The sequence below is a fragment of the Micromonospora sp. I033 genome (assembly GCF_053890995.1).
Genome location: NZ_JBSSLX010000199.1, coordinates 1 through 10712 on the forward strand (window position 1 = coordinate 1; position 10712 = coordinate 10712).

A 10712-nucleotide genomic window follows, 5' to 3' on the forward strand; every position below is an offset into this window, starting at 1 on the left:
GGGCGGCCACCCCCACGAGGTCGCCCAGCGCCAGCGCGGTCAGGACCAGCGCCCAGCCGGCGGCGGACGGCTCGGCGGCCGCCACGGCCAGGGGCAGCACGGGCTGGGCGCACAGCAACGCCGCGAACCAGGGCACGGTCAGCCGGCTCAGCCGCGCGTACCCGGCCGCGACCGCCGCGCCGATCGCCCCGACCAGCGCGGCGTACCGGCTGCCCGGCCAGCCGGCCACCCCGAACAGGTCCACCGACCAGGCGGCGTACCCGTCGAGGAGCACCAGGAGCAGGCCCACCGCGGCGAACGTCTCGGCGGTCCCCCGCAGCCCTCGCGCCCGGGCCAGCAGCGGCGCGGCGAGCGCGAGAGCGGTGAAGCCGAGCAGGATCAGCGCCCGCCCGCCGACCCCGAACGCGGCCCAGGCGACCGCGGTGAAGACCACCGCGGCGGTGCCGAGCAGCAGCCCACCGAGGACGAAGAGCAGGCCCTGCACGGCACGGGTGGAGGTCTCCGCCCCGCCGGGGCGTACCGCGGCGGGGGCCGGCTGCGGGCGCAGCGGCGGCGCGGGCGCGACCGGGCGCGGCGCCGGGATCTCCAGGCGGATCCGGGCGGCCAGCTCGGCCCGCCGCTGCAGGGCCGTGGACAGGTGGCCGGCCAACTCCTGGTACGCGACCCGGGCCGCCTCGACCCGCGGGGCCAGCCCGGCGATCTCCCGGTCCAGCCGGACCACCTCGGCGGCCGGCGGGTACGGCGGACGGCCGCAACCGGAACAGCCGGAGGCGAGGTCGGCGGGAGCGCCGCAGCCGGGGCAGGGGTAGCCGGTGTTCTCCACCCCGCCAGCATCGTGACCCGCGGGGCGGGCGGACAGAGTAGGCGTACCTAGGGACGGGTGTGGTCGTGCACCCAGGCCGCGTAGTCGGGGTTGCCGCTCTCCACCCGGGTGACCAGGATCTCCGGCACCTCGTAGGGGTGGCTGGCGCGGACCTGGTCGACAAGCGCCTCGACCCGGTCCGGTGCGGTCTTGAACTGGACCGACCACTCGGCCGTGGTCTGGATCGCCGACTGCCACCAGTAGGTGCTGTCCACCTGCCCGCCGACCTGGGCGCACGCCGCCAGCCGGCCGGCGACGGCCGCGGCCGCCAGCACGTCCGCGACCGCGCGGGCGTCCACCACCGTCGTCACCACGCAGATCTGCTCCACCAGCGCACCCTACGCGGCGCTCCGGCCGGACCGCTGCACGCGCACCGAACCGGTCTCAGTCGGCGGTCGTCCCGTCCCGGTTGGCGGCGATCCACTTGTCGATCCGGGCCCACCAGTCGAACAGCCAGTCGATGCGCTCCTGCCTGCCGACCGGCACCTCCTCGGGCGGGACCGACCAGAACCGCATCACGATCCGCTTGTCCATGGGCAGCTCGCGCCACACGTCGGCGACGGTGAGCATCTGGTCCAGCCCGGTGTGCGCCACGAAGACCACCCCGGCGTCCGGGGCGGCGTCGAGGGCGGCGAGCAGCCCGCCCGGCTGCGGGGCGAGCACGTGCCGCATCCGCTCGGCGCGCAGCGCCATCCGCTCCAGGCCGAGGGCGCGCAGCCGGGCGATGGCCCGCAGCCGGCGCTTCGGGGTGAAGTTGCCGCCCTCGGGGAAGATCACGAACGCGTCGTCGTCGTCCAGGCCGGTGGCCAGGTGGCCGATCTGCTGGATCGCCGACTCCCGCCCGTCCGGCCCCGGCGCGATGAAGCGGTTGGGCAGCCGGTTGAGCAGGACGTCGATCGCCGGGTCCCACTGGAGGGTCTCCTTGAGCACGATCCGGGGCTCCCGGTGGAACCAGTTGACCAGCGCGTGGATCAGGATGAAGGAGTCGCCCGGTCCGGCGTGCCGGCAGAGCACCAGCTCGGGGCGGCCGGGCAGTGCGGTGTCCGGGTCGGTGCCGACCACGTCGATGCGCAGCCGCAGCGTCCACCGGGCCTGCCAGAACAGCACCCGCAGGAAGCGGCCGGCGAGCAGGTAGTGGGCCCGTTGGAAGGCCGGTGACCGCTTGCGCGCGCCGAAGCCCGAGACCAGCCAGAGCACGAAGAGGGCGAGCAGCGCGGCCGCGTCCCAGACCAGGTAGACCGTGCCGATCCAGAGCAGCCGGAGCGGGCGCAGCCGTCCCGGCACCAGGGGCGACGCGGCGAGGGCCAGCAGCGCCCAGGCCGGCAGGGTGGTCACCACGGCGACGGCGAGCAGCACCACGCCGGGCGCGAGCAGCATCCGGCGTATCCACCGCGGCGGCAGCGGCATCAGCGCTCCAGCGCGGTGTCCAGGTAGCGGCGGGAGGCGGTGTACGCCCGGCTGATCCGCCGCCCCACCGCCGCCATGTCCCGGTACGCCCACGGGCTGTCGTCGCGCGGCTCCAGGCCGCCGGTCGGCAGCACGTGCACGGCCACTCCCTCCGGCAGCGCCGCCATCTCGCGGGCGAACCGGTGCCGGCGGGCGATCTCGAACGCCACCTGGGCGATCTCCCAGGGCCGGCGGGGCGGGCTCAGCTCGCGCTCGATCCGGCCCACCTGGAGTACGAAGATCTGCGTGGCACCGGCCGCGACGGCCTCGCCGACCGGGATCGAGTTGACCACCCCGCCGTCGATGTAGTGCAGGCCGTCGATCTGGGCCGGCGGCAGCAGCCCGGGCACCGAGGCGGAGGCGAGCACCGCCGGCACCACCGGTCCGCTGTGGAACCAGTGCTCGGCGGCGCGCTCGATGTTCGCGGCGCAGCAGCGGAACGGCACCTTCAGGTCGGCGAAGGTGGTCTCCGCACCCAGTTCGCTCTCCAGCAGCCGGCGCAGCGGCCGGGGCGAGTGCAGGTGGGTGCGCGCCGCGAAGCGGCGCAGTTGCCGGGCGACCGAATCGCCGTACACCTCGCTCGCCTCGGGCGAGGCCCAGAGCCGGACCAGCCGGTCGGTGACCGCCTCGCTCGGGTCGGCGGCGACCAGGGCGCCGTTGACCGCGCCGATCGAGGTGCCGAGCACCAGATCGGGCTTGATCCGGGCCCGGAACAGGGCGCGGAGCATGCCCACCTCGACCGCGCCGAGCACTCCCCCGCCGCCGAGCACGAACGCCACCGGACCGCCTGCCATGCCGTTCATCCTGGCACGCGCCACGCAACCCGCCCGCGGAGCCGGTCGGGGCCGGTCGCCCCCGGTTACCGGGGGCGACCGGCGTAGCGCGGGGCGCGACCGGGGAACGGACACCCGTTGACAGGCCGGACACATTCCCGCAACCTGATACCGCTCCCAAGCCCAGGCAGGTGCGATGTGAAGGCGACGCTGCACGCCGGCCGGCTGCTGGCCCGCAGATACCGGCTCATCGACCAGATCGGGGCCGGCGGCATGTCGGTGATCTGGCGGGCCCGCGACGAGGTGCTCGACCGGGTGGTGGCGGTGAAGGTGCTCGCCCCCTCGCTCGCCGCCGACGCCCGGTTCCGCGACATGGTGCGCGAGGAGGCCCGGTCCGCCGCCCAGCTCGTCCACCCCCACGTCACCGCCGTGCACGACTACGGCGAGACGGTGGCGCCGGACGGCTCGATCACCTCGTTCGTGGTGATGGAACTGCTCAACGGCGAGGAGCTGGAGCACCGGCTCACCGAGGGGCCGCTGCCCTGGCCGGCCGCGGTGGAGACGGGCGCGCAGGTGGCCGAGGCGGTGGCCGCCGCGCACCGGCTGGGCATCGTGCACCGCGACATCACCCCGGCGAACGTGATGATGACCCGGATCGGCGCCAAGGTGCTCGACTTCGGCATCGCCACCCGCGTGGGCGCGCCGGACGAGGACGAGGACGGCGGCACCTTCGGCACCCCGGCGTACGTGGCTCCGGAACGGCTGGACGGGGCGCCGGCCCAGCCGGCCACCGACGTCTACTCGCTGGGTGTGCTGCTGTTCGAGACGCTGACCGGGCAGCCGCCGTACCCGGCGGACACCTGGGAGCAGCTCAGCGCCGCGCTGGCCGAGGGCGGGGCGCCCAGCCTGGACGGCGTACCCGGGCTGCCCGCGCCGGTCGCGGAGATCTGCCTGCGCTGCCTGGCCCGCGATCCGCGGCGGCGGCCCACCGCGCACCAGGTGGCGGCGGTGCTGCGCGACCAGCTGCTGCCCGCCGACCCGCAGGCCGCCACCATGCTGGCCCCGACCGTGACCCTGCCGGCGCTCCCCACGCCGGAACCACCGCCGGCCGGGCCCGCGCCCGGTCCGGCCGGCGCGTCCCGGCGCTCCCGGGTGCTGCCGCTGGCGGCGGTCGGCGTGGTGGTGGTCGCCGGCGCCGCGTTGCTGGTGCCCACCCTGGTGCCGGACGAGAAGGTGCCGCCGCGGGTGTCGCCGACCGCCGGGCCCGTGGTGGTCCCGTCCACCGCGTCGCCGAGCCGCGGCACGCCGGCCACCACACCGCCGCCCGGCCCCACCCGCCAGGCGACGACCGGCGGAGCGCCGACCCCGGCGGCCGGCGGCGACCTGGTCGAGGCGGCGAACCGGGTGGAGGGGCTGATCGAGGCCGGGCTGGCGGCCGGTCAGATCCGCGGCGACGTCGGCGTGGACCTGCGCAACCTGCTGCGCAACGCCACCGCCGCGACCGGCGACGGCGCGCTGACCGCCGCCGTGGACCGGCTCCGCGGGAAGATCGCCGACCGGCAGCGCGAGGGCAGCATCAGCCCCGGGTACGCGCGCCGGCTCGACGCCGCCGCCGCGGACCTGGCGACGGGACGCACCTGACGGTCAGCGGGCGACGACCGGCGCGGCCTCGGGCCGTCCGGTGAGCCCGGCCCGGTCGGCCAGGAAGCTCCGGTACACCGACTCGTAACCGGCGGCCATCCGCTCGACCGAGAAGTGCTCCGCGACGTGCATGATGCAGTCGGCCGGATCGAGGCGGGACACGTCGCGCAGCGCGGCCGGCAGGTCCTCCGCGCGGTCGCGGACCAACCCGGTCACCCCGTCCCGCACCAGCTCGGGCACGGCGCCCCGGCGCAGCGCCACCACCGGCGTGCCGGTCGCCATCGCCTCCACCATCACCATGCCGAACGGCTCCGCCCACTGGATCGGCATGATCAGGCAGCGTGCGTCGTACAGCAGCCGCTGGGTGGCCTCCCGGTCGGCGTTGAGCACCACGGTGACGTCCTCGCCCAGCAGCGGCTCGACCACCTGCTCGAAGTAGCGCCGCTCGGCCGGCTCGTTGCACTTGCCGGCCAGGGTGAGCGGCAGGCCGGCCGCCCGGCAGGCGCGGATCGCCACGTCGGGGCCCTTGTCCGGGCTGAACCGGGCCAGCCAGAGCACCGGACCGCGGCCGGGGGCACGCTTGCGCGGCACCTCCCGCAGCGCCATCGCGTTGTGCACCGTGCCCACCCAGGGCAGGTCCGGGTTGGCCCGGCGCTGCGCGTGCGAGATCGCCACCAGGCCCACCCCCTCGTCGGTGTTGCTGAGCACGGTGCCGTACTCGCCCACCGGATTGCCGTGCACGGTGGCCACGGTGGGCACCCGGCGGCGGCCGGCGAGCAACGGCCCGATGGTGCTGTGGTCGTGCACCAGGTCGAAGTCGGCCGGGTCGACCAGCCGGTTGACGTGGGCCAGGTGGGCCAGCTCGGGCAGCGACTCGCCGAGCCGGTCGTACTGGAGGTCGGCGCAGGTGGACACGAAGTCCCCGGCGGTGCCGTTCTCCCGGCCGGCGCCGAACAGGGTCACCGCGTGCCCGCGGTCGACCAGGGCGTCGACCAGCCCGGCCACCAGGTGCTCCAGGCCGCCGTAGCCGGCCGGCGGCACCGACAGCCAGGGCGGCACCACCATGGCGATCCGCAGCGGCCCGGCCCGCGGACGGTCCGACGGCGGCTGGTTCACGAGTCCTCCCTGATGGTCCCCGGCGTACCCGATCGGCCGCGGTTTCCCGACGCGCCGGGCGGTAAACGGCAGGGTCAGCCGGCCACCACGATCCGGTCGTGCACCTCCCGTACGCCCGGCGTGGCCCAGGCCGCCCGTTCCGCCTCCTCCCGCTGCCACCACGAGCGGACCACCCCGTCGAGCACCACCGTGTCCCCCGCGACCCGCACCTCGATGCGTTCGGTGCCGGTCCGCCGGAACAGGACGCGTTGCAGGTCGCGGCGGTTCTGTTCGTCGCTGGGCGGGGTGGGCGGGTGCACCTCGACCAGGTTGGTCACCCCGCGTACGCCGCGCAGCCGGCGCAGCTCCCGCTCGGCGGTGCGGCGCTGGAAGCCGTACTCCACCTCGCCGCGGAGCATGACCCAGCCGTCGGCGACGGTCACGTCCAGTCGCTCGGCGGGGACGAAGCTGTCCCACTCCAGGGCCCGGCTGGCCGCGATCGCGATGTCGGCGTCGGTGCGCTCGTCGGTGGCCGGCAGCCGTACCTCCAGGTCGCTGGCGACGGCGCGGACCCCGCGGACCCGGTGCGCGCAGCGCTCGGCGGCCCACCGCCGGGCGTAGCTGTCCACCTGGCCGGTCAGCGTGACCACGCCGTCGGCGACGGTCACCCCGATCTCGGTCGGCCGGGTCTGCGCGTCCCAGTCCAGCTCGGCGAGCACGTCCCGCTGGATGTCCTGGTCGATACGGACGGCGGAGGTGGTCGTCATGCCCCGAGGGTGCCGCCGGACAGGGTGAGGAGGGCTCACCCCGACCGGGTGAGGACGGAAAAAGGGGCGGCGGGTGACGGAACCAACCCCCTTGGCTCCGTCACCCGCCGCCCGTGGAGGAGGCAGGTCTGGTGTTATGACGTCTCGGCGAGCGTCACGGTTGCCGTCTCGTTCGAACCGTTCCGCTTGAACTGGACCTCGACCCGGTCACCGACCTTGCCGGCCTGCACGGCGCCGACCAGGTCGTTGGAATCGTTGATCACCTTGTCGCCGAACTTGGTGATCACGTCGCCCCGCTGGAGCCCGGCCTTCTGGGCGGCGCTGCCCGCGACCACGTCGGAGACCAGTGCGCCGCCGTCCTCCGCGCCGGTCACGCTGACCCCGAGGGACGGGTGGCTGATCTTCTCGCCGCGCTGGAGCTTCTCGGCGACGTCCTTGGCCTTGTTGCTCGGGATGGCGAAGCCGACCCCGATGTTGCCGTTGCTGCCCTGCCCGGCGGTGGCGATGGCGGTGTTGATGCCGATCACCTCGCCGCGGGTGTTGACCAGCGCGCCGCCCGAGTTGCCCGGGTTGATCGGGGCGTCGGTCTGGAGCAGGCCGGAGATCGAGCTGGCGCCCTGCTGCGGGTTCTGCTGCTGACCGCCCTCGCCGGCCTGGATGGTGCGGTCGCGGGCGCTGAGGATGCCGGCGGTCACCGAGCCCTGCAGGCCGAGCGGGCTGCCCAGGGCGAGCACCTGGTCACCGACCTGCATGCCGTCGCTGTCGCCGAACTTCGCCGCCTTCAGGTCGCTCACCCCGTTGGCCTTGACCACGGCGAGGTCGGTCTTCGGGTCGGTCCCGACGATCTTCGCCTGGGCGCTCTTGCCGTCGGCGAAGACCACCTTCACCGTGTCGCCGCCGGCGGAGGCGACCACGTGGTTGTTGGTCAGCACGTACCCGTCGGCGCTGAGGATCACCCCGGACCCCTCACCGCTGCCCGTCATGATCGTGACGATGCTGTCCTGGACGGCGGCCGCGATCTTCGGCAGGTCGGCGCTGTTCAGCACGGGAGCGGCCGAGTAGGTGCGGGTCACGGTCCCGTCGCCGTCGAGGGCCAGGGCGAGGGCGCCGCCGGCCACGCCGGAGCCGAGCATCAGCGCCAGCGCGAGCGCACCCGCGCCGATGAACCTGCCGGCCCGGCTGGGCCGCGCCGGCTGCTGCGGGCCCCACGGCGGGACCGGCTGCCCGGCCTGGTGGACCTGGTGCGGCTGGTGCTGCGGGTACGGCTGGTGCCCCTGGTACGGCGGGACCGGCCCGCCGGCCTGCGCCGGGTAGCCGCCGGCCTGGTGCGCCCAGCCGCCCTGCTGCTGGCCCGCGTACCAGGGGTGCGGCTGCCCGGAGACCGGGTAGGGCGTGGTCGCCGGCGGCGCGTACGGGTTGGCGGGCGCGGCCGGTGTCTCGGCGGGCGCGGCGGTTCCGGCGGCCGGGGAGTCGGCCGGAACCGGCGCGGCGGCCGGGGTGACGGTGGGCTCCGACTGCCCGCTCCCGGCGTGGGGCAGCTCGGCGGTCGGGTGCGACGGCTCGGCGTCGGCGGGAGCCGGCGACCGCTGCGGATCGGTCTCGTGGTCGGTCATGACACCACCTTCTCCCCTGGCACTGCGACCAGCCTGGAACGCGCCTGAATGTTTTCTGAAAGTCACTCGCCGGGCTCGGGCGCCTCGGGCAGCAGCGGCAGTTTCACCCGGAAGGTGGCCCCGCCGCCCGGCGTCTCGGCCACCTCGACGGTGCCGTGGTGCGCGGCGACCAGCGCCGCGACGATGGCCAGCCCGAGCCCGGTGCTGGTCGGCCCGCCCGCCCGCCGGGTACGCGCCGCGTCCACCCGGTAGAACCGCTCGAAGACCCGCTCGGCCTGTTCCGGGGTGAGGCCGGGACCGGTGTCCGCCACCTCCACCACGGCCAGGTTTCCCGGCTCCGCGCGCAGCCGCAGGGTCACCGCGGCGTCGGTCGGGGTGTGGGTGAGCGCGTTGGTCATCAGGTTGCCGATCACCTGGCGCAGCCGGGCGTCGTCGCCGAGCACCACCAGCGGACCGGCCCCCGGCTCGATCTCCAGCGTGATGGCCCGGTCCGGCTCCACCGCCCGGGCCGCCTGGACCGCGTCCGAGGCGAGAACCGGCAGCTCGACCGGGGCCAGCGCGATCGGGCGCTCCCGGTCCATCCGGGCGAGCAGCAGCAGGTCCTCGACCAGGAGCCCCATCCGGGATGCCTCGTCCTCGATCCGGCGCAGCAGGCCGGCGGTCTGCTCCGGCTCCCGGGCCGCGCCCTGCCGGTAGAGCTCGGCGAAGCCCCGGATGGTGGTCAGCGGGGTACGCAGCTCGTGCGACGCGTCGGCGATGAACTGCCGCATCCGCTCCTCGGAGCGGCGGGCCCGCGCCTCGGACGCCTGGGCCGCCGCGGCGGCGTCCCGGGCGCTCACCTCGGCGCTGCGCGCCGCCGCCTCGGAGGCGGCCCGCGCGGTGAACGCCGTCTCGATCTGGGCGAGCATGGCGTTCAGCGCCCGGGAGAGCCGGCCCAGCTCGGAGGTCGGGCAGGCCCGGCCCTCCTCCGGGTCGGGTACCCGCCGGGTCAGGTCGCCGCCGGCGATGGCCGCCGCGGTCTGTTCGATCTCCACGAGGGGCTTGAGGCTGGTCCGTACGATCCCCGCCCCGACCGAGGCCAGGATGATCAGGACCGCCCCACCCACCAGCAGGTCGATCCAGATGAGCTGCCCGACGGACTGGTCGACGGCGGTGAGGTGCTGCCCGAAGGCGATGACCCGGCCGTCGGGAAGGTCGGTGTAGAGCATCCGCCACCGAGTCCGGCCGTCGAGCGAGCGGACCGTGAACGGCTCGCCCACCTGCTCCTGGTAGCCGGCGAAGTCGGCGGGGAACGGTGGCAGCTCCTCGTCCCGGAGCCCGGTGTAGCGGGTGGGTGCTTCCACCGGCTGGCCGGGCGCCGCCTGGGCGGCCACGTAGTCCGAGGGAATGTTGATCTTCACCGGATTGCCGCCGGCCTGGTCCAGCGACCGGGCCACGTTCATCGCGCCGCCCTGGAGCTGGTCGTCCACCTGACCGATCAGGTAGTCGCGGAGCAGGAACGCGGTCAGCCCGCTGATCACCAGCAGGGCCACCGCCACCAGGGCGAGCACCGAGGTGACCAGCTTCACCCGCAGCGGGACGCTGCGCAGCCAGCCCTTCGCGTCGTCGACGGCGCTCACGCCGCCGGCTTGCGCAGGACGTAGCCGACCCCGCGCAGGGTGTGGATCAGCCGGGGCTGGGTGTTGTCGACCTTGCGCCGCAGGTAGGAGATGTAGGACTCGACGATGTTGTCGTCGCCGCGGAAGTCGTAGTTCCAGACGTGGTCGAGGATCTGCGCCTTGGAGAGCACCCGGTTGGCGTTGAGCATCAGGTAGCGCAGCAGCTTGAACTCGGTGGGCGAGAGCTGCACCCGCTGGCCCGCCCGGTGCACCTCGTGGGTTTCCTCGTCCAGCTCCAGGTCGGCGAAGGTCAGCCGGGAGGGGGCGTGCTCGCCGGTGGCGGTGCGCCGCAGCACGGCCCGGATCCGGGCGGTCAGCTCCTCCAGGCTGAACGGCTTGGTGACGTAGTCGTCGCCGCCCAGGGTCAGCCCGCGGATCTTGTCGTCGGTGGCGTCCCGGGCGGTCAGGAAGACCACCGGGGTGCGCGTGCCGCCCTCGCGGAGCATCCGGATGACCTCGAAGCCGTCCAGGTCGGGCAGCATCACGTCGAGCACGACCAGGTCGGGCCGGTGGTCCTTGGCGGCGTTGAGCGCCGCGCTGCCGCTGGTCGCGGTGGCGACGTCGAAGCCGGCGAAGCGCAGGCTCGCGGAGAGCAGTTCGAGGATGTTGGGATCGTCCTCGACGACGAGCAGTCGTGCCTCGGTCTGGGTAGCCACCATGGCACCCATCATCCGCGCTCCGGCTGCGCCCGCGCTGGGTGGACCCTGGAAACAACCTGTGAGCCGCGGCCCGGCTAGCGGAGCAGCCGGCGCAACCCGTCCAGCGCCCCGTCGAGCAGGCGGACGGCCGTGCGGAGCTGGGTGTCGGTGAGCCGGCCGGCCCGCACCAGCGCGCCGACCTCGACGGTGAACGCGGCG

The 10712-nt window shown here is 75.0% G+C and carries 9 protein-coding genes and 1 pseudogene; 1 reads left to right on the forward strand and 9 read right to left on the reverse strand.

All coding sequences use genetic code 11. The annotated features are described in order from the left end of the window. The 4 genes and pseudogenes from ACW0Q9_RS24910 to ACW0Q9_RS24925 form a co-directional block, all read right to left on the reverse strand. Positions 1-823: pseudogene (locus ACW0Q9_RS24910) on the reverse strand (SCO7613 C-terminal domain-containing membrane protein); the annotation flags it as partial. A 47-nt stretch (positions 824-870) separates the two neighbouring features. Next, a complete protein-coding gene (cutA, locus tag ACW0Q9_RS24915) occupies positions 871-1191 on the reverse strand; it encodes a divalent-cation tolerance protein CutA (RefSeq protein ID WP_456185259.1) in 321 nt (106 codons plus the stop codon). Between the two features lie 55 nt (positions 1192-1246). Continuing rightward, positions 1247-2269 (reverse strand): 1-acyl-sn-glycerol-3-phosphate acyltransferase, encoded by a 1023-nt coding sequence (locus ACW0Q9_RS24920; protein ID WP_456185261.1) that lies wholly within the window; start codon positions 2267-2269, stop codon positions 1247-1249. Continuing rightward, the gene (locus ACW0Q9_RS24925) at positions 2269-3102 is read right to left on the reverse strand and encodes a patatin-like phospholipase family protein (RefSeq protein WP_456185263.1); all 834 of its coding nucleotides are present in this window, start codon (positions 3100-3102) and stop codon (positions 2269-2271) included. The genes ACW0Q9_RS24920 and ACW0Q9_RS24925 overlap by 1 nt, the downstream gene beginning before the upstream one ends. A 177-nt stretch (positions 3103-3279) precedes the next feature. On the opposite strand from ACW0Q9_RS24925, the gene ACW0Q9_RS24930 reads away from it, so the two are divergent. Further along, a complete protein-coding gene (locus tag ACW0Q9_RS24930; protein ID WP_456185265.1) occupies positions 3280-4722 on the forward strand; it encodes a serine/threonine-protein kinase in 1443 nt (480 codons plus the stop codon). Between the two features lie 3 nt (positions 4723-4725). Here the strand turns inward: ACW0Q9_RS24930 and ACW0Q9_RS24935 are convergent, their stop codons facing one another. From ACW0Q9_RS24935 to ACW0Q9_RS24955, 5 genes are all read right to left on the reverse strand, one after another. Beyond that, a complete protein-coding gene (locus ACW0Q9_RS24935) occupies positions 4726-5787 on the reverse strand; it encodes a glycosyltransferase family 4 protein (protein WP_456185273.1) in 1062 nt (353 codons plus the stop codon). Between the two features lie 125 nt (positions 5788-5912). Continuing rightward, a complete protein-coding gene (locus ACW0Q9_RS24940) occupies positions 5913-6584 on the reverse strand; it encodes a BON domain-containing protein (RefSeq protein ID WP_456185267.1) in 672 nt (223 codons plus the stop codon). 134 nt (positions 6585-6718) lie between these two features. Next, entirely contained in the window at positions 6719-8197 is a 1479-nt protein-coding gene (locus ACW0Q9_RS24945) for a trypsin-like peptidase domain-containing protein (RefSeq protein WP_456185269.1), read from the reverse strand. Positions 8198-8259: 62 nt separating this feature from the next. Further along, positions 8260-9816, reverse strand: a complete 1557-nt coding sequence (locus tag ACW0Q9_RS24950) for a HAMP domain-containing sensor histidine kinase (protein WP_456185271.1) — start codon at positions 9814-9816, stop codon at positions 8260-8262. After that, entirely contained in the window at positions 9813-10514 is a 702-nt protein-coding gene (locus ACW0Q9_RS24955) for a response regulator transcription factor (RefSeq protein ID WP_046571468.1), read from the reverse strand. Before ACW0Q9_RS24955 ends, ACW0Q9_RS24950 begins: the two co-directional genes overlap by 4 nt. Between the last annotated feature and the right edge of the window lie 198 nt (positions 10515-10712).

What these genes read in the sequence shown, in the direction of transcription:
- ACW0Q9_RS24920 (WP_456185261.1), bottom strand. Translation starts at nt 2,269, where the DNA reads ATGCCGCTGCCGCCGCGGTGGATACGCCGGATGCTGCTCGCGCCCGGC.
- ACW0Q9_RS24925 (WP_456185263.1), bottom strand. Translation starts at nt 3,102, where the DNA reads ATGGCAGGCGGTCCGGTGGCGTTCGTGCTCGGCGGCGGGGGAGTGCTC.
- ACW0Q9_RS24935 (WP_456185273.1), bottom strand. Translation starts at nt 5,787, where the DNA reads ATGGTGGTGCCGCCCTGGCTGTCGGTGCCGCCGGCCGGCTACGGCGGC.
- ACW0Q9_RS24940 (WP_456185267.1), bottom strand. Translation starts at nt 6,584, where the DNA reads ATGACGACCACCTCCGCCGTCCGTATCGACCAGGACATCCAGCGGGAC.
- ACW0Q9_RS24945 (WP_456185269.1), bottom strand. Translation starts at nt 8,197, where the DNA reads ATGACCGACCACGAGACCGATCCGCAGCGGTCGCCGGCTCCCGCCGAC.
- ACW0Q9_RS24955 (WP_046571468.1), bottom strand. Translation starts at nt 10,514, where the DNA reads ATGGTGGCTACCCAGACCGAGGCACGACTGCTCGTCGTCGAGGACGAT.